Annotated in this window: 16 protein-coding genes; 12 read left to right on the top strand and 4 right to left on the bottom strand. The window is 73.5% G+C overall.

The features are described 5' to 3' along the window. Positions 1-191: 191 nt before the first annotated feature. The 4 genes from ACQPW6_RS14150 (at position 192) to ACQPW6_RS14165 (ending at position 4372) form a co-directional block, all read left to right on the top strand. The gene (locus tag ACQPW6_RS14150; protein WP_433889964.1) at positions 192-1289 is read left to right on the top strand and encodes an amino acid ABC transporter permease; all 1098 of its coding nucleotides are present in this window, start codon (positions 192-194) and stop codon (positions 1287-1289) included. Beyond that, positions 1286-2104 carry an amino acid ABC transporter ATP-binding protein gene (locus tag ACQPW6_RS14155; protein ID WP_433889965.1) on the top strand — a complete coding sequence of 273 codons (819 nt, stop codon included), beginning with the start codon at positions 1286-1288 and terminating at the stop codon, positions 2102-2104. The genes ACQPW6_RS14150 and ACQPW6_RS14155 overlap by 4 nt, the downstream gene beginning before the upstream one ends. A 134-nt stretch (positions 2105-2238) precedes the next feature. After that, complete coding sequence (locus ACQPW6_RS14160; protein ID WP_433889966.1) at positions 2239-3240, top strand: transporter substrate-binding domain-containing protein; 1002 nt, start codon at positions 2239-2241, stop codon at positions 3238-3240. A 121-nt stretch (positions 3241-3361) separates the two neighbouring features. Continuing rightward, entirely contained in the window at positions 3362-4372 is a 1011-nt protein-coding gene (locus ACQPW6_RS14165; RefSeq protein ID WP_433889967.1) for a pseudouridine synthase, read from the top strand. A 171-nt stretch (positions 4373-4543) separates the two neighbouring features. Here ACQPW6_RS14165 and ACQPW6_RS14170 read toward each other — a convergent pair whose 3' ends face one another. Further along, entirely contained in the window at positions 4544-5341 is a 798-nt protein-coding gene (locus ACQPW6_RS14170; RefSeq protein ID WP_433889968.1) for a VOC family protein, read from the bottom strand. A 188-nt stretch (positions 5342-5529) separates the two neighbouring features. Here ACQPW6_RS14170 and ACQPW6_RS14175 point away from each other — a divergent pair, with 188 nt between their 5' ends. Beyond that, on the top strand, positions 5530-5736 hold the full coding sequence (locus ACQPW6_RS14175; protein ID WP_433889969.1) for a hypothetical protein: 207 nt from the start codon (positions 5530-5532) through the stop codon (positions 5734-5736). 16 nt (positions 5737-5752) lie between these two features. Here the strand turns inward: ACQPW6_RS14175 and panD are convergent, their stop codons facing one another. Both panD and ACQPW6_RS14185 read right to left on the bottom strand, forming a co-directional pair. After that, complete coding sequence (panD, locus tag ACQPW6_RS14180; protein WP_433889970.1) at positions 5753-6175, bottom strand: aspartate 1-decarboxylase; 423 nt, start codon at positions 6173-6175, stop codon at positions 5753-5755. Between the two features lie 224 nt (positions 6176-6399). Further along, a complete protein-coding gene (locus ACQPW6_RS14185) occupies positions 6400-8556 on the bottom strand; it encodes an FUSC family protein (RefSeq protein WP_433889971.1) in 2157 nt (718 codons plus the stop codon). A gap of 193 nt (positions 8557-8749) precedes the next feature. Here ACQPW6_RS14185 and ACQPW6_RS14190 point away from each other — a divergent pair, with 193 nt between their 5' ends. The 5 genes from ACQPW6_RS14190 to ACQPW6_RS14210 all read left to right on the top strand — a co-directional run bounded on the left by ACQPW6_RS14190 (position 8750) and on the right by ACQPW6_RS14210 (position 14017). Then, complete coding sequence (locus tag ACQPW6_RS14190) at positions 8750-9184, top strand: MarR family winged helix-turn-helix transcriptional regulator (RefSeq protein ID WP_433889972.1); 435 nt, start codon at positions 8750-8752, stop codon at positions 9182-9184. 108 nt (positions 9185-9292) lie between these two features. Further along, on the top strand, positions 9293-9505 hold the full coding sequence (locus ACQPW6_RS14195; protein WP_433889973.1) for a heavy-metal-associated domain-containing protein: 213 nt from the start codon (positions 9293-9295) through the stop codon (positions 9503-9505). 70 nt (positions 9506-9575) lie between these two features. After that, on the top strand, positions 9576-11879 hold the full coding sequence (locus ACQPW6_RS14200; protein WP_433894527.1) for a heavy metal translocating P-type ATPase: 2304 nt from the start codon (positions 9576-9578) through the stop codon (positions 11877-11879). Between the two features lie 35 nt (positions 11880-11914). Next, positions 11915-13111 (top strand): DNA glycosylase AlkZ-like family protein, encoded by a 1197-nt coding sequence (locus ACQPW6_RS14205; protein ID WP_433889974.1) that lies wholly within the window; start codon positions 11915-11917, stop codon positions 13109-13111. 171 nt (positions 13112-13282) lie between these two features. Next, positions 13283-14017 carry a rhomboid-like protein gene (locus ACQPW6_RS14210; RefSeq protein ID WP_433889975.1) on the top strand — a complete coding sequence of 245 codons (735 nt, stop codon included), beginning with the start codon at positions 13283-13285 and terminating at the stop codon, positions 14015-14017. A 40-nt stretch (positions 14018-14057) separates the two neighbouring features. Here ACQPW6_RS14210 and ACQPW6_RS14215 read toward each other — a convergent pair whose 3' ends face one another. Further along, on the bottom strand, positions 14058-16085 hold the full coding sequence (locus tag ACQPW6_RS14215) for a D-alanyl-D-alanine carboxypeptidase (RefSeq protein WP_433889976.1): 2028 nt from the start codon (positions 16083-16085) through the stop codon (positions 14058-14060). 651 nt (positions 16086-16736) lie between these two features. On the opposite strand from ACQPW6_RS14215, the gene ACQPW6_RS14220 reads away from it, so the two are divergent. Continuing rightward, a complete protein-coding gene (locus ACQPW6_RS14220; protein WP_433889977.1) occupies positions 16737-17435 on the top strand; it encodes a GOLPH3/VPS74 family protein in 699 nt (232 codons plus the stop codon). Positions 17436-17741: 306 nt separating this feature from the next. After that, positions 17742-18599, top strand: a complete 858-nt coding sequence (locus tag ACQPW6_RS14225; RefSeq protein ID WP_433894528.1) for a helix-turn-helix domain-containing protein — start codon at positions 17742-17744, stop codon at positions 18597-18599. Positions 18600-18755: the final 156 nt, after the last annotated feature.

Raw genomic sequence — 18755 nt, forward strand, 5'->3', positions numbered from 1 at the left:
GGCCTCGAACTCCCGCTCGCTCCTCGGCAGTTGACGTGGCGCCGGTCATCGGCGTGCGGCCGGGACGTGCGCGCCCACGCCTCCTTACGCCTTCCTCCCGGTAGCCGCCCGCGGCGCACCGGCCCCCGCGCGGGGCCGTCGCGCCCGCATGCGCGCCGCCGCGGTACCCCGACGAGACGGGAACCCCGCCGATGACCCAGCACGACACCTCAGGACCGGCCACCGCCGCGCCGGGACACCCGCCGCCCGACCCCGCACCCACGCCTCCCGACCTGTCCAAAGCGGCGGGCCGGACGCCGGACGGCCGACCGTCGGACAGCGGGGCCCTGGACCGCCGTTCCCTGGACCGCAGGCCCGACGACGAGGAGCTGCTGTCCGCGAAGCTGGTGCCGCTGCGCCACCCCGGCCAGTGGATCTCCGCGGCCGTGCTGCTCGTACTGTTCGCGATGCTGGTCCACACCCTGGTCGCCAACGACCGCTTCCAGTGGCACGTCGTCGGCCACTACTTCCTGCGCGGCTCGATCATGCACGGCCTCGAACTCACCTTGTGGCTCACCGCCGCCGTGATGTCCAGCGGCTACCTGCTCGGCATCGGGGTGGCCGCGATGCGGCTGTCCCGCAACCCGGTGCTGAGCTCGCTGAGCTTCGGCTTCGTCTGGCTGATCCGCTCGGTGCCGCCGCTGGTGCAGCTGCTCTTCTGGTACGAACTCGCCTCGCTCTACCCGCGGTTGTCGGTGGGCGTGCCGTTCGGCCACGAGTTCGCCGGGGTGCAGACCGCGCACCTGTTCAGCGGCATCCTGGCCGCCTACGTCGGGCTCACCCTCGATGTGGCGGCGCTGTCCGCGGAGATCGTGCGCGGCGGCATCCTGTCCGTCGACCCCGGGCAGCGCGAGGCCGCGAAGGCGCTGGGGCTCGGCGAGGGGCGGATCTTCCGCAGGATCGTGCTGCCGCAGGCCATGCCGGCGATCATCCCGTCGTCGGGCAACCTGCTGATCGGGATGCTCAAGGCGACCTCGATCGTCAGCGTCATCGCCGTCCAGGACCTGCTGTACTCCACCCAGTTGATCTACAACCAGAACTTCCTGATCATGCCGCTGCTGCTGGTCGCGACCATCTGGTACATCATCCTGACCACGCTGCTGTCGATCGGGCAGTTCTACGTCGAGCGCTACTACGCGCGCGGCAGCGACCGGTCGGACAAGCCGCCGTCCCGCGGTCTGTGGCAGGTGACGCGGTCCAACATCCCGCTGTTCGGCTCGGCCAAGTCGCCGCTCGCGGGGCTGTCATGACCGCCGCCGACGACCGTCCGCTGGTGCGGATCAGGGGCCTGCGCAAGAGCTTCGGCGCGAACGTCGTGCTCGACGGCATCGACCTGGACGTGCGCGAGGGCGAGGTCACCGTGCTGCTCGGCCCGTCGGGCTCGGGCAAGTCCACGCTGCTGCGCTGCGTGAACCATCTGGAGAAGCCGGACGGCGGCTTCGTGGAGATCGGCGGCGAGATCGTCGGCTACCGGCAGGGCGCCGGACGGAGCGGCGGGCGTCCCAGCGCCGAACGCCCCAGCGGCGGCCGGCTGCACGAGCTGCCGAACCGGGCGATCACCCGGCAGCGGGCCCAAGTGGGCATGGTCTTCCAGCAGTTCAACCTCTTCCCGCATCTGACCGTGCTCGACAACATCACCGAGGCGCCGGTCGCGGTGCGCGGCATCCCCAAGAAGCAGGCCGTGGCCCGGGCCCGCGAACTGGTCGCCCGGGTCGGGCTGGCCGGCCGGGAGGACTCCTATCCCCGGCAGATGTCCGGCGGCCAGCAGCAGCGGGTGGCCATCGCCCGTGCGCTCGCCATGGAGCCGCGGCTGCTGCTCTTCGACGAGCCGACCAGCGCGCTCGATCCCGAACTCGTCGGCGAGGTGCTCGCGGTGATGCAGGATCTGGCCCTCAGCGGCATGACCATGATCGTCGTCACCCATGAGATCGGCTTCGCGCGCAAGGTGGCCGACACGGTGGTCTTCCTCGACGGCGGAAAGATCATCGAGGCCGGCGCGCCCGCGGACGTCCTGACCGCGCCGCGGCACGAACGGGCCAGGTCCTTCCTGGCCGCCGTCCTCTGACCCTCGCTCCCGCACGCGCTCCCCGCAGGTACCGGCCGGCCGACGCAGCCCGGCACCGTACCGCTCGCCTCCGCACGTCCGCGCAGGTTCCCGCACGTCCTCCCGCAGGTCCCACCCTTGTGAAAGGCACTCCCGTGACCACCGAAAGCCGTTCAAGCCGCCGCGCCCCGCGGCTGGCCGCCGCCACCGCCGCCGTCACCGTAGGTCTCGCCCTGCTCGTCGCCTGCGGCAGTTCCTCCGACGACGACGCCTCGTCGGGCGCGCCGCCCGCCCCCGGTGCCACCAAGTCAGGCGCCAAGGCGGCGGACTCCACCGCGATCCCGGTGCAGGACGTGATCTCCACCGTCGCCGCCGACCCCGCCCTGAAGGCCGAACTCCCGGCCAAGGTGCGCGACAGCGGCACGCTGACGCTGGGCACCACCCGCTCCCCCGGCGTCCAGGGCCTGCCGCACGCCGGCGAGCAGAACGGCACGGCCGTCGGCCTCGACGTGGACCTGCGCAACGCCGTCGCCAAGGTGCTCGGCGTCAAGTGGGACGTTCAGTACGGCACGTTCCCCACGGTCATCCCCGGTGTGCAGAACGGCCGTTACGACGTCGGCCAGGACAACTTCGGTGCCACCAAGGCCCGCGAGCAGGTGGTGGACTTCGCCACCTACCTCAACGACGGGCAGGCGTTCCTCGGCTCCAAGGACGTGAAGGTGGACACCGTCAAGCAGCTCACCGACCTGTGCGGGCTGACCATCGCCACCTCCCCCGGCTCGACCTTCCAGCAGATCCTGACCGACGGCGCCGGCAAGTGCGCCGCGCTCGGCAAGAAGCCGTACAAGGTGCAGTACTTCGCCGACAGCGCGCCGATCTTCCTCGGCCTGGCGAACGGGAAGGTGGACGTCATGTTCGGCCCGACCCTCGGCCTGAAGTACGACGCGACGCACATCGCGAACACCAAGTTCCTCGGCGAGATCAGCACCACGCCGGTCGGCTTCGTCACCGCCAAGGGCTCGCCGATCGCCAAGGCGCTGAGCGACGCCGTGAACAAGCTGATCGCGGACGGGGACTACGGCAGGATCTTCGCCAAGTGGGGGGTGCCGGGCACCGGGATCACCACGTCGCAGCTGAACCCGGCGACCACTTTCTGACGCCTGCCGCGCGGCGCCCGTCCGGCTTCCGCCCCGGCCGGCCGGTCGCGGCCACCCGCCTCAGCTGGAGCGCATAGGCTGCACCGGTCGCCGGCACCGGCGGCCGGAGAGGTGAGCGCGGGTGGCACGCAGAGGCGGGGCGAAGGGGCCGGCGGCGCCGCTGGAGCAGCGCGAGGGCGTCGATCCGGTACGGCTGCGGCTGCCGCAGGACGACGAGGGCCGGTGGGCGACCGTCCGGGCGTATCTGGTCGAACGGTACGGGGCCGCCGTCGGGGCCGAACGGGTGGACGCGATGCTGGCCGCGGGACGGTTCGTCACCGCGGACGGCCCGCTCGACCCGGCGGCCGGCTACCGCGCCGGGACCTGGGTGTGGTTCCACCGCGACCTCGCCCCCGAGCCCGAGGTGCCGTTCCCGGTGCGGGTGGTGCACCGGGACGAGCGGATCGTCGTCGCGGACAAGCCACACTTCCTGGCCACCACCCCGCGCGGCCGGCACATCACGCAGACCGCGCTGGCCCGGCTGCGCGGCGAGCTCGCGCTGCCCGCGCTCTCCCCCGCCCACCGCCTCGACCGGCTGACCGCGGGCCTGGTCCTCTTCGTCGTGACGCCGCGGGACCGCGGGGCCTACCAGACGCTTTTCCGTGACCGGCTGGTACGCAAGGAGTACGAGGCGGTGGCCGCGTACCGCCCGGAGGTGCCGCTGCCCCGGACCGTGCGCAGCCGGATCGTCAAGGAGCACGGGCAGCAGGCCGCCCGGGAGGAACCGGGACCGCCGAACGCCGAGAGCCGGATCGAGCTGCTGGCCCGCCGGGACGGCCTCGGCCGCTACCGGCTGCTGCCGCTGACCGGCCGCACCCACCAGCTGCGCGTCCATATGAACGCGCTCGGGCTGCCGCTGCTGAACGATCCGCTGTACCCGGAAGTGCTCCCCGAGCCGGAGCCTTGGGCGCCGGACGGCGTGGGGGCGGACGGCATGGCGGACGAGGCCGGGTCCGGGTCCGGGGCGGCGCCCGACTTCTCCCGGCCGCTGCAACTGCTCGCGCGGGCGCTGGAGTTCACCGACCCGCTGACGGGGCGGGCGATGCGCTTCGAAAGCACGCGCGAGCTGGCGGCCTGGCCCCGGCAGGACTGACGGCGGCGCGGAGCGCGACCGTCGCGGCGGGGTGCACCGGGCGGCGGGACCCGCGCACCGGGCGGCCGGGCACGGGTGGCCGGCTGGGGGTCGAGCTGGGGGGCCATCGGGGCAAGGCCGCGTCCCGCGCGCGCCGTCCCGCGAACATCCCCGCCCGGCGGGCGCTCCGGCTCAGACAGTCGGCGGCAGCGGGTCGAGTACCGCGAAGAACGCCTCCTCGGGGTCCCTGAGCAGGGCCATCCGGCCGACGCCCGCCATGTCGGTGGCCGGGACCACGACCGAGCCACCGCCCGCCGACGTCCTGGCGACCACCCCGTCGCAGTCGTCCACCGCGAAATACGGCTGCCAGTAGGCGGAGCCCGCGGGCAGCATGTCGGTGCCGAGCTGCATGAGGCCGGCGTGCGACTGCGCCTGCCCGCCGCCGGTCGGGGACGCCACGATGTAGACGCCCGCGCCGGAGTCCTCGGGCAGCGGCATGTCCTCGTAGTCCCAGCCGAAGACCGAGCCGTAGAACCGCTTGGCGGCCGGCCCGTCGGTCGTGGTCAGCTCCGTCCAGCACAGGCCGCCGAGCGAGCCGACCCGGTCCAGGCCCTTGGTGCGCTTGGGCTCGAAGACCGCGAACTCCGCTCCGTCCGGGTCGGTGTACCCGGCGAACCGGGACTCGCCGGCGACCTCGGCGGCCGGGAAGCGCACGGTGCCGCCGGCCTGCTCGACCGCCTTGGTGGTGGCGTCGGCGTCGGTGGTGTGGAAATAGACCGTCCACGCGGACTTGGCATCTTCGTCCAGCGGGCCGAGCGCGGCGACCGTCTCGCCGTCGAGCTGGAAGAAGCCGTAGCCCCCGGCCTCAGGCCCGGCCGACTCGAACCGCCAGCCGAACACCGCCGTGTAGAAGGCCGCGGCGGCCTGGATGTCACGGCTGCCGAGGTCGAGCCAACTGGGCGCGCCTGGCACGTAGTCGTTGCTGAGCATGGCCTTCCTCCAGATGGTTTTGTCCGATACGCAGTGTTCTCACTCACACTCAGCTTGGCAGCCGCCACTGACAATCGCCGCTCGTGGCTGGTCAGCACGCGTGAGCGGTGCCCGCGCGTGCCGGTGCGGGCACGGGCTGTGCCGTTATCGATTCGGGATTGTCAGTGCCGCCGTCTAGGGTGGTTCGCATGTACGGGGGAAGTCTCGATCAAGCGAACGCCGCACTGCGCGCTTATGTGCAGGAGCACGGCGACCGGCCCTGGACGGCCGATGAGCTCACGGAGCTGGCACGACTGCGCACCCGCTGGACGTCGGCGGCGCGCGGCGCACGTATGCAGATACGCCCGGTGAACGGGCAGCAGGTCCGCGGCGCGGCGGTCGTCACCGCCGCCTGAGCCCCCCGGACCCTGCTCAGGCGCGCGCAACCGCGTGCGGGGGCCGTACGGCGTCGGTGCCGGGGGCGGGCTCGGCGGTGTCGTCGCCCAGCGCGATGATCCGGTTCGCCGCGTCCACATGGACGACGGCCGGCCGCAGCGCGCGGGCCTCGGCGTCGTCCACCTGGGCGTAGCTGATCAGGATCACCAGGTCGCCGGGGTGCACGAGGTGGGCGGCGGCCCCGTTGATGCCGATCACGCCGGAGCCGCGCTCGCCCTCGATGACATAGGTCTCCAGCCGGGCGCCGTTGGTGATGTCCACGATGTGCACCAGCTCGCCGGGCAGCAGGTCGGCGGCCTCCATCAGCGCGGAGTCGACGGTCACGGAGCCCACATAGTGCAGATCGGCCTGGGTCACGGTGGCCCGGTGGATCTTGGACTTGAACATGGTGCGCAGCACGGTGCCGTCCTCCTGGCGGATGAGCTGGTCGCGTCCCGGGCGGGGTACGCGCCGACGTCCCCAGGGTAGAGCGGCCGCCCGCGGGGCGGACATGCGGGCGGCCCGGGAGTGCGGAAGATCTCAGGCGGGTGGTCGGGTCGCGTCCGGGGTTCGGTCAGATCCGGGGTCCGGTCAGGGCCGCGCCGCGGTCACGTCCGCGGTCAGGTTCACGGTCACGTCTGCGGTCACGTCTGCGGTTCGGCGACGGCGGAATGGGGTGCGGGGGCCGGGGCGGCCGGGGACGTTCCGGGGCCGGCCGGGCCGGGCAGCTGGTCGTACAACTCCGCCAGGCAGGCGTTCAGCCGGCGCAGCTGCGGCGGGCCGCCGCGTACCGGGCGGGGCGGGGCGGCGTTCGGGCGGTGGCCGAGGCGGCGGCGTACCTGGCCGACGTTCTGCGCGGTCAGGCCGAGCTGCGGCCCGACGCCGGCCAGCTCGGCGGGCTCGACGACGGCCAGCGCGCGGGCGGCGTGCGCGCACTCGGCGAGGGTGTCGGCCCAGTCGGCGGCGTGCGGGTCGGACCCGGTCCGCCGCCAGGGCAGGCCGCGGGCCGGGGCCGCCGCGTCCTCCGTGCCGCGACGTGCGAACAGCGCGCGGTGCGCCCTGGCCGGGGCGGCCGCCTCGGCCAGCAACCGCGCGGCCCGGTCGAACGCGCGGGACAGATGGCGGATCGCCGTGGGCTCGGGCGCCGGTTCGCGGGTGGCGGCGAGCAGGTCCTGGAGCACGCGCAGCGCGCGGGCGGTGCGGCCCCGCATCACGATCTCGGTGCGCAGCGGGAGGACGAGGTAGGCGGCGGTGATGCCGCAGGCCGAGCCGATCAGGATGCCCTCGGGTCGCTGGACGAGCAGCGCGGCGCCCTGCTCGCCGTTGAGGCTGTAGAGGACCGCGAGCAGGCTCGTCACGCAGAACGCCCAGGCCGCGTAGGTCAGGTCGCGCAGCCAGGAGCCGATCAGCAGATAGCAGAAGATCACCGTGATCGCGGCGGCGGGCACGCCCGCGACCAGGTGCGCGACCAGCGTGCCGGTGACCGCGCCGGTGAACGCCCCGGCCACCCGCAGCCCGCTGCGGTGCACCACGTCACCGCGGCTCCTGGCCGCGCTGCAGACGACGAACGCGGTGATCACCGTCCACACCCACCGGTGCCCGAAGACCAGGTGCCCGGCGAGGAACGCCACCCCCATGGACGCGGCGAGCTGCAAGGTCAGCCGGGTCTGCGGCTGCGGATCCCGCCAGCCGCCCTCCCGCCGCGCGGGCGCGGGCACGTCCCGGATCGGCCACTCCGCCGCGTCGATCCCCCGCACCTGCCCGGCCAGCACCCGGACGTCGGCGAGCGCCCGGTCGAACTCCCCGTCCGGCCGGGTGGCGTCCGGACCTGCGGCGGGCGGGGCGGCCGGGGCGGACGCAGCCGCGAGACCCCTCGCAGCGGCCGACGCAGCAGGCCCGGCTGGCGCCCGCCCGTCAACCGGCGCCCGGTTGAGTTCCCCGTCCCGCTCGGGGACGGCGGCGTGACCGGCGTCCGGGAGCGCAGGGCCAGGCCGGCCGGACGGCCCGGGCCACGTCTCGACCACCGGCCCCGGCGCCGTCACCGGCTCCGCCAGTACCTCCACCCGCAGCACCGCCGCGGCCAGCGCGTCCAGCGGGGCGCGGTCGGGGTCCGCGCCCGGTAGCCGGGCCGCGTCGAGGCGGTCCTCCACGGCGAGGGCCGTGCGGTGCAGGGCGTTCAGCGCGCGGGTGCGGGTCCGGCCGGGCCGCGGGAGGGCGCGCAGCCGTTCGGCGGCGGCGGCCAGGTCGAGTGCCGCAGCCGCGGCCTCCCGGGTGGGCCGGCCGGGCAGCGCGGTCTGTACGGCGATCACGCAGGCGACCGCGATCAGCCCGGCGACCCCGCCCCACAGCGGCCCGGTCGACTTGGCGGCGCTCGGCGGCACCGGCACCACCAGCACCGAGATCAGCGGGGTGAGGGCGAGCCGGCCGAACCGCCGTACCTTCCCGCCGAACCGCATCATGTAGCGCGAGGCCGCGACCGCCCCGACGAAGACCGCCGCGCCCAGCCACGTGTGATGCAGCATGAAGCGTCCGACGAGGGCCGCGAGGATGCCGATCGCGGGCACGTAGACCAGGGCGGAGAGCCGATGGGGGAGGCTGGTGGCGTGCAGACTGCGCGAGACCAGGACGGCGACGACCGTCGCGATCACCACCACCCCGCCGGGCAGGTCGGCCTCCCGCGCGATCCCTCCGGCGACCAGCAGGGCGACCACCGAGGCGAGCACCGTGCGGACCGCGATCATCAGCCTGACCCGTCCGGGGTCGAGCCGCGGCACCCAGTTGCCAGGCGCCAGACCGGCCACCGGCAGTCGCCACGCCGCCCCCGTCCCGATTATTGCTACGCCTTGCTTACGAAAGGAACGCACCAATCCCCCTCATCACGGGCTCGACCCCGGGCCGCCTGCTGACCTGATGCCAGTCTGGTACGGGCCCACCTCGAACCCGAGCCTCTTCCGTCCGCCTACGATCGTACGCACACCTTAGGAAATGGCCACCATGTTTCCCCCTCCGCCACTCGACCCGGCCGCCGTCGTCCGGCGCGCGGTGAACCGGCTCGGCCGCCGCATGCGCGCGGAGCGGCCGCCGGACGCGCTGCCGACCGGCCGGCTCGGCGCGCTCGCGCTGCTCTACCGCTCGGGCCCGTCCAGCCCCGGCGCCATGGCGACCGCGCTGCGCGTGCAGCCGCAGTCGCTGACCCGGACGCTGGCCGCGCTGGAGGCGGACGGCATGGTGACCAGGACCCGCAGCGCGGCGGACGGCCGGCAGGCCAGGATCGACCTGACCGAGCGCGGGTTCGACGCGATGGCCCGCGATGTCGCGTACGCGGACAACTGGCTGCGGATCAGGATGGAGACGGAGCTGAACGAGACCGAGCGCGAAGTGCTGCGGCTGGCCGCCGCCCTGCTCGACCGGCTCGCCGACGACGACTGAGAGACTGGGAGAGATACCCCCTGGGGGTGTTCGCGTTCATACCCCTAGGGGGTATAAAGTGAGTACCGAGGGCGGGAAAGCCGTCCCAGGTATGACGAGGAGCACACCATGAGCGAGGCCGTCTACTCCGTCTCCGGTATGAGCTGCGGGCACTGCGAGTCCGCGGTCACCGCGGAGGTCACCGCGATTCCCGGCGTCACCTCCGTCAAGGCGGTGGCCGCCACCGGGCTGCTGACCGTCGGCTCCGAGCAGCCGGTGGACGACGCGACGGTGCGGGCCGCGGTGGACGAGGCGGGATACGAGCTGGTCGGCCGCGCCTGACCCGTCCGGCCGCGCGGGTACGCGGCACAGGCAGGCGGAACCGGCGCCGACCAGGGGAGTGGAAGTGACGATGACCAGCGGTACGACGGAGAGCGGAGCGGCCGGGCAGGCCCGGCGGGTCGAGCTGGCGATCGGCGGCATGACGTGCGCGTCCTGCGCCGCCCGGATCGAGAAGAAGCTCAACCGGATGGTGGGCGTCAGCGCCACCGTCAACTACGCGACCGAGAAGGCCAGGGTCGCCTACGGGGACGGGATCGCGGTCGGCGACCTGATCGCGACGGTCGAGGCCACCGGCTACACCGCGGCTCCCCCGCCGCCGCCCGCCACCACCGCTCCCCCGGCGCCCGGGCCGGCCGGCACCACCGGCGGCGCCGACGCGCCCGACCCCGAACTGATCACGCTGCGCCAGCGGTTGACGACCGCGATCGTGCTCGCCGTGCCGGTGATCGCGATGGCGATGGTGCCCGCCTGGCAGTTCACCAATTGGCAGTGGCTGTCGCTCACTCTGGCCTCGCCGGTCGTCGTCTACGCCGGCTGGCCCTTCCACCGGGCGGCCTGGACGAACCTGCGGCACGGCGCCGCCACCATGGACACCCTGGTCTCGGTCGGCACGCTGGCCGCCTTCGGCTGGTCGCTGTGGGCGCTGTTCTTCGGCGACGCGGGCATGGCCGGCATGACGCATCCCTTCGAACTGAGCGTCTCCCGCGGCGGCGGCAGCAGCAACATCTACCTCGAAGCGGCGTCCGGCGTCACGGCGTTCATCCTGGCCGGCCGGTATTTCGAGGCGCGGGCCAAGCGGCGGGCCGGCGCCGCGCTGCGCGCGCTGCTCGAACTCGGCGCCCGGGACGTCTCCGTGCTGCGTCCGGACGGCCGGGAAGTGCGGGTGCCGATCGGCGAGTTGGCGGTCGGCGACCGCTTCGTCGTACGGCCTGGCGAGAAGATCGGCACCGACGGCGTGGTGCGGGACGGCGGTTCCGCGGTGGACGCGTCGATGCTGACGGGCGAGTCGGTGCCGGTCGAGGTGGGTCCCGGCGACCAGGTCACCGGCGGCACGGTGAACGCGGGCGGCCGGATCGTCGTGGAGGCGGTCAGGGTCGGCGCGGACACCCAACTGGCCCGGATGGCACGGCTGGTGGAGGACGCGCAGAACGGCAAGGCGGCGGCGCAGCGGCTGGCCGACCGGATCTCGGCGGTGTTCGTGCCCGCCGTGATCGCGCTGGCGCTCGGCACCCTGGTGGTCTGGCTGGCGCTCGGCGAGGGCGGCACCGCGGCGTTCACCGCGGCCGTCTCCGTACTGATCATCGCCTGCCCCTGCGCGCTCGGCCTGGCCACGCCCACCGCACTGCTGGTCGGCACCGGGCGGGGCGCCCAACTGGGCATCCTGATCAAGGGGCCCGAGGTGCTGGAGTCGACCCGCGCGGTCGACACGATCGTGCTGGACAAGACCGGGACGGTCACCACGGGCGTCATGACGCTGACCGAGGTCCACGTGGCGGCCGGCACCGAGGAGAAGGACGTGCTGCGGCTGGCCGGCGCCCTCGAACACGCCTCTGAGCACCCGATCGCCCGGGCGGTGGCGGCGGGCGCGGAGCAGCGGGTCGGCGAGCTGCCGGCCGTCACGGACTTCGGCAGCGTGGCCGGGCTCGGCGTGCACGGTGTGGTGGACGGGCACGCGGTGCTGGTCGGCCGCGAGCAACTGCTCGGTGATTGGGCGCAGTCGCTGCCCGCCGAGCTGTCGGCGGCGAAGTCGGCGGCGGAGGCGCGGGGCGGCACGGCGGTGGCCGTCGGCTGGGACGGCCGGGCCCGCGCGGTGCTGGTCGTCGCCGACGCGGTGAAGCCGACGAGCGCGGAGGCGGTACGGCGGCTGCGCGGCCTCGGGCTGCGGCCCGTGCTGCTCACCGGCGACAACGCGGCGGTGGCCGGCTCGGTGGCGGCGGCGGTCGGCATCCCGGCGGCCGATGTGCACGCCGAGGTGCTGCCGGAGGACAAGGTGGCCGTGGTCAGGCGGCTCCAGGAGCAGGGCGGCACGGTCGCGATGGTCGGCGACGGCGTCAACGACGCGGCGGCGCTCGCGCAGGCGGACCTCGGGCTCGCGATGGGCACCGGCACGGACGCGGCGATCGAGGCGGGCGACCTCACGCTGGTGCGCGGCGACCTGCTGGTGGCGGCCGACGCGATCCGGCTGGCCCGGCGCACCCTGACCACCATCAAGTCCAACCTCTTCTGGGCCTTCGCCTACAACGTGGCCGCGCTGCCGCTGGCCGCGGCCGGGCTGCTCGACCCGATGATCGCGGGCGCGGCGATGGCCTTCTCGTCGGTCTTCGTGGTGGCCAACAGCCTGCGGCTGCGCACGTTCACGCCGCTGGCGCGCTGAAGCGGGCGCGCGGTCGCCGTGTGAGCATGGGGGCCATGACGGCAGACGGGGTACTGCGGCGGGTTTCGGTGGCCGAGCGACGGGCACGGGTGGCGGTCAGGCAACTGGCCCGGTTCAAGCGCTGCGAGGACGTGGCCGACGCGCTGGTGGCGCTGCACGCCACCGATCCGGCCACCGTGTTCCTGTCGGTGGGCGCGCGGCTGGGCGAGGCCGGGACCGCCACCGCCGGGATGGAGAAGGCGCTGTACGGGGAGACCGGCAGCCTGGTGCGGATGCTGGCGATGCGGCGAACGATGTTCGTCGTCACCCGGGAGACCGCCGCGGATGTGTACGCCGCCGCCGGGCAGAAGATCGCGGCCAACGAGCGCAGGAAGCTGCTGGTCTTCCTCGCCGAGGGCGGCGGCTGGGACGCGAAGTGGCTGGCCGCGGTCGAGGCGGAGGTGGTTGCCGCGCTGGACACGCACGGTGAGATCAGCGGCGCCGAGCTGTCCAAGCTGGTGCCCGGGCTGCGCGAACGGGTGCTGGTCGCCGCGGGCAAGCCCTACGAGGCGTGGCAGAACGTGGCGAGCCGGATCATCAGGACGATGGCGGCCGAGGGCCGGATCGAGCGGCGGCGGCCGATGGGCTCGTGGATCAGCGGGCAGTTCCGGTGGGCGAACGCCGAGCCGCTGCCGGAGCGGCCGGCGCCCGAGGCCCGCGCGCGGCTCGCGGCGGCGTGGCTGAGAGCGTACGGACCGGGCACCGAGGCCGACCTGAAGTGGTGGACGGGCTGGTCGCTCACCGACACCCGCAAGGCACTCGCCGCGAACCACGCACAGTCTGTGACGGTTTCGCGCGGCGACGATGACGGCGACGGCGTGCCGGGCTTCGTCCTTCCCGGTGACGACGCGCCCGTGGACGGCGCCCCGCCGCCCGCCGCCCTGCTGCTGCCCGCGCTGGACCCGACACCGATGGGCTGGCAGGACCGCGACTGGTACCTGCCGCAGTCGCACCGGGCCGCGCTGTTCGACGGCACGGGCAACGTCGGGCCCACCGTGTGGTGGGGCGGCGAGGTGATCGGCGGCTGGGCGCAGCGGCCCGAGGGCACGGTGGCCTGGCGGCTGCTGGCCGACCGCGGCGCGGAGGCGGCGGCGGCCGTCGCGGAGGCCGCACAGGAGCTCACCGGGCACCTTGGCGACGTACGGGTGACGCCCCGGTTCCGTACGCCCCTGGAGCGCGAGCTGTCCGCGTAGCCGGTGCGCGTAACCGGCACAGGGGCAGCGGGTTCGCGACGAAACCCGCCGCAGAGGCAGCTGGTGGAAACCCGGCGCAGCTGCGGCGGGTTTCCAACCAGCGCCCATACCCACCGCGCCGGTGTCGGATAAACCTCGCACCAGCGTCGTTTTCCGGACAGAATCCGAGACGTGGATCCCGCCAGCGCCCAGCGCAGCCGCCGTCCCGCCCGGGCCAGGGCCACCGCGCTCACCCGGGCCGTGTGGGGCTACGTGCGCAGCGCACCCGGCACGTACCTGTGGCTGGCCGCGCTGTTCGTCACCACGATCGTCATCCACCGGATGGGGCCGAACCACGCGGACCACTTCCTGCGGGCGCGGTCCACCAACATCCACAACCTGTCCACCCACCCGGTGCGCGCGCTCTTCCGCAGCGCGCTGTGGATCGACGGCGGCGGCTGGCCGCTGTACGCGCTGCTCTACACGGTCTTCCACGCCACCGTCGAACGCTGGCTCGGCACCCTGCGCTGGCTGTTCGTGGTCGTCTTCGGCCACGTCCTGGCGACCTACCTCAGCGAGGGCGTCCTGCTGTGGGCGATCCGGCACGGCCACGCCCCGCAGTCCGCCGTCAACACCCTCGACGTCGGCGTCAGTTACGGCCTCGCCGCGGTGGAGGCGGTGCTCGCCTACGCGATCGCCGCGCCCTGGCGCCTGCTCTACGCCGGCTGCCTCACGCTCTTCTACGCGCTCGCGCTGGCGGACGAGCGGAACTTCACCGCCGTCGGCCACCTCAGCGCCGTACTGCTCGGCTTCGCCTGCTACCCGCTGACACGCGGACGGCCGGGTCGGATCGACCCGGCCGCCTGGTGCCGTCGCGCGTACCGCAGGCTGTCCCGCCGGCCGGCGGGCCCAGCCGGTCCTCGGTGACCGGCGGCCGGTGACCGCCGGCCGCCCGCCGCCCGCCGCCTCAGCTGGTGCGCAGCAGCTTCGTGCCGAACGACGGCTTGTCCAGGTCGTCCTGGAGCACGACCGGCACAGAGGTGCGCGCCGAGCCCGACCCGAAGCTGATCGTGCCGACCGGGGTGCCGGCCTTCGCGCTGTGCGGCAGCCCGCCGCTCTCCGTGGTCAGCGAGACGCCCGCCTTCATGCCGGGCCAGCCGATCGCGACCAGGTCCTTCTGCGCCACGACCGGCGTCTTGCCGCCGAGCCCGTCGTCGATCTGCCCGACGACCTGGCCCTTCTTGACCACCGTGGCCGATGTCAGGCCGCCCTGGACGCCGTTGATCAGCGCCTGGCTCTTGGTCAGCGCGATGGTCAGGTCGTCGAAGACGGTGGCGCCGCCGTGCTGCTGGAGCACCACGCCCAGGATCAGCTGCTCCTTGCCGGCGACCTTCTTCTGCGCCGCCCACATCAGGGCGCCGCCGGCCGGCGTGGTGGAACCGGTCTTGATGCCGATCACACCCGGGTTCACCAGGTCGTTGTTGTTGTTGTAGATGGTGCCCACACCGGGCACGTCGACGTTCGGCAGCGCCACGACCGAGCGGAAGACGTCGTTCTTCATCGCCGCGCGGGCCAGCTTGAGCTGGTCGACGGCGGTGCTCTTGGTGGACGACTCGACGCCGCTCGCACCCGTATACGTGGTGTTGGTCATCCCCAGGTCGTGCGCGGCCTTCATCATCTTGGTGACGAACGCGCCCTGGGTGCCGGCGTCCCAGCGGGCCAGCAGCCGGGCGATGTTGTTGCCCGACGGCACCAGCAGCAGCTGCAGCATCTGCCGCTCGCTGAACTTCTGGCCCGCCTTCACGACCGCGATCGACTCGTCGCTCGACGTGGACTCGGCGGCGGCCTGCGCGTCGACCGGGATCATCGGGCCGGTCTCCTTCCCGCTCAGCGGGTGGTCGCGCAGGATCACGTAGGCGGTCATCACCTTGGTGACGCTCGCGATCGGCATCGGGGTCTGCGCGCCGTGCACGCCGAGCGAGCCGAGCCCCTCGACCTCAGCGACGGACTGGCCCTGGTCCGGCCACGGCAGCGACTGCGGCAGCGGGGTGCCGGCGAAGGTGTACGACGCGGCGGAGGTCAGCTTCATCGACGGCGACGGGATGGGCCGCAGCGTCTGCACCACGCAGAAGATGATCGCGAGCAGCACGACCAGCGGGGTCCAGATCTTGAACCGCCGCACGACGCTGCGCAGCGGGGTCTGCCGCGGCGGCGGGGTGTTGGTCAGCTCGGCGAGCAGTTTCAGCGGGGCGTCCGGGGTGAGGGGCACGGGCATCCCGCGCGTCCCCTCCGGCCCGACGGGCGGCTCCTCGACCCGGCCGGCGCCCTCCTTGGGAGCGGGCGGCGCCACGGCGCCGATCCCGGCGGGCCGCGCCACGCCCAGCGCTTGGGCTGTCGGCAGGTCAGAGACGAGCGGGCGCAGCACGGACCGCCGCGCCTCGCGCTCCGCGCGCGCATCCGCGTCCGCGGCCGGCCCGGCGCCGTCGCCTTCCGCGGGGCTCTCCCCCGCCGCCTTCGCCGCAGGCGCCGCCGCTTCGGCGGGAGCGGCGTCCTCCGGCCCGTCGCCGTCTTCGGCAGCAGGCTGCGGTTCTGACTCGGGCTCGGGCTCCGGTTCGGGCTCCGGTTCGGCGTCAACCGGGCTGCCGTCCCCGGGGTCGTCCCCGGAGTCCTCAGCCGAGTCGTCGGCGGAGTCCTCGGCGGAATCGTCCGCGCCGGCAGCGTCAACCTCGTCGTCCTCGGCTGCGTCCGCCCCCTGGTCCTCGGGGCCGTCAGCGGGCGCGTCCGGCTCCGCGGGATCGCCGGCCGGCCCGTCCTCCGCCGGGGTCTCGTCCGCCGGCGGCTCGTCGGACGGCGGCTGCTCGTCCCGGGGAGGTGCCTGGGAAGGGGCTGGAGGGGGTGTGGAAGGGGCGGGGGAGGCGTCGGGGGGCTCGGGGGCGGTCGTCGGGGTGTTCGCGGCGGAGACGGGCTCCTGCGGCGGGGGCGGGGGTGCGGTCACATGCGGACCGAGGGGCACAGGAGCCTCATCCGTTGCAGCGGGCAGGTCACGATCCGGTTCCGGTTCCGCCGGCTCGGCGGGCGGGGTGCGCGAGACGGACCGGCGGATCGTCGTAGTGCGGTCGCTCGGCGCGTCTACTTCCGACAGCTCATCACGCGTATCCGGTTCCAGCCCGGAAGCAGACGGCGCCGACTGCCCGGTTGCGCCCGTTCGGGGGGCGTGCGCCCGCGCGGACGCCTCCTCGCCGCCGGATCCGCCGTGTTCTCGTTCGCGCAGCGGCCCGCGTCCGGCGGACACCACATCCGCCACACCCGTATCAGAAGGCGCCCGGAACACCGCCAGCCTCGGATCAACGGCCGTACGCCCGGCCGCCTCCCCCGACGTCCCGTGCTCCTGCTCCCTGCCGGGGGACTCGCCCGCCACGCAGACCTCCTCCACACATCGTGCGGGGCGCACCGAATGGCGCCCCTACCCGTCCTGGCTCACACTGGCAAGTGTCCCGCGACAGGCCCGCAGGCCGACTGCGACACCCCACCCACCCCGTAGACGAGAACGACATACCACCCGGTTCCCGCCGATATGGAGAAGGCGCTCTCGACAGGCCGGTGTGAGAGGCGTCACCCTGTCATTCATCCACGCGGGGAGGCATGGATGGGCAAGAGCCGCAGAACAATTCCGGAAGAGCTGTTGTTGCTCGCCCTGGACCCGACGACCGGGACCACGGCGCAGCCGCAATCGCTCGACCTCGGCCTCGCCGGGGCGCAGCTCGTCGAGCTGGCCCTGGCCGGACGGATAGCCCCTGACGGGGATCGTATCGCCGTGGTGCACCCACGGCCGACCGGAGATCCGACCCTGGACTCCGCGCTCGAGCTGCTGCGCCGACGTGGCAGCCCGGTGCGTGCCGTCCACTGGATCGGCGGGCCCCGGCTGGGGCTGCGCCAGACATATCTCGCGCATCTGGAGCGGTGCGGCATGGTGCACGCCGTGCCGGGACAGATGTGCGGTGTACTGCCGACCACGCGGTACCAGGCGTCCGACAGCGCGGTCAGCCGGGAGATCAGAGCCCGGCTGGACAGTGCGATCCGCACCGGCGTACCGCCGGACCCGCGGACCGCCGCGCTCGCCGCGCTCGCCCACTCCGTGGGGCTCGGCAAGCACCTGTACCCGGGTAACGAGGGCCGGTCGTCACGATCGCGCCTGCGCGACCTGATCAGGTACGACCCGATGGGCGGCCTCGTCGCGCACGCCGTGATGGACGTGCAGAACGGGGTCGCGGCGCAGCCGAAGCAACGGCCGCCGGCCCAGATCCAACGGGCCACGGCCGGGCACAGCACCATGGCCCGCGCCTGAGCGCACCGCCCTGAACCGGCTCGGCACACCCCGCCGGGCCGGCGAACGGGACGCACGGCACCGCAGCACGGCACCGTAAGCACCGCAGCACACCCCCGTACCCTCCGGGAGCCGCTGTGACGCGCGGGACGCCGCACCGACCGGGCAGCAGCCCGTACGGTCCGGCGCCCCGCGCGTCATGCTTTCCGGCGCGGCCGGATCGCCCGCGCGGAGAAATCTTGTTCCGTTCATTCGCCAGCGCGGCGATGACCGCTAGTGGCAGGCTGCTGACCATCAGTACGGATCAGCGTGGAGGTGCGAGTTCCTGTGGTCGCCAACGTCAACCCCACCGTCAGGCGCCGCCGGTTGGGTTCGGAGCTGCGCAAGCTCCGTGAGGAGAAGGGCATGACGGCCGAGGAGGTCGCCGCCCGGCTGCTGGTCTCGCAGTCGAAGATCAGCCGCCTGGAGAACGGCCGCCGCAGCATCAGCCAGCGCGATGTGCGCGACCTGTGCGGGGTGTACGGGGTCGAGGACGTCCGGATCGTCGACTCGCTGATGAACATGGCCAGGGAGTCCCGCCAGCAGGGCTGGTGGCACGCCTTCGGCGACATCCCGTACAGCGTCTACATCGGCCTGGAGACCGAGGCGGCCAGCCTGCGGGTCTTCGAACCCCAGGTGGTGCCCGGGCTGTTGCAGACCCCGGCGTACGCGGCCGCGGTGATCGCGGGCAACCTGCCGGAGGCGACCGGCGAGCAGGTCGACAAGCGGGTCAGCGTACGGCTGCGCCGCCAGGAGCGGATCAACGACGAGAACGCGCCGCTGCGGATGTGGGCGGTGATCGACGAGGCCGCGCTGTGCCGCCGGGTCGGCGACAACCGCACGATGCGCGAGCAGCTGCTGCACCTGGTGGAGTTGAGCCGGCTGCCGCATGTCACCGTCCAGGTGCTGCCGTTCGAGGCGGGCGCCCACCCGGGCCTGAGCGGTCAGTTCGCGGTGCTGGAGTTCACCGACGCGACCGACGCCACTGTGGTCTACCTGGAGGGCGTCACCAGCGACCTCTACCTGGAGAAGGACACCGACGTCCAGGCGTACGGCCTGATGTACGAGCACCTGCGGGCGCAGGCGCTGAGCGCGGAGCAGACCCGGGAGTTCGTCGAGGCCGCCGCGGAGCGGTACGCGGACTGAAAACCGGCACAATACATCGCGGCCTAGTGAATAGGGAAGATTTACAAGGAATATGCCATCCACTTGGGTGAAGGCGCCCACTGCGCACTGATGGTGGCGAGTAGCGTCGATCGCAGTCAGTCAGTGGCGTGAAAACGCCGTTCTCACCAGTACAGA

The organism is Streptomyces sp. CA-111067, from assembly GCF_050956065.1.
Lineage (GTDB): Bacteria > Actinomycetota > Actinomycetes > Streptomycetales > Streptomycetaceae > Actinacidiphila.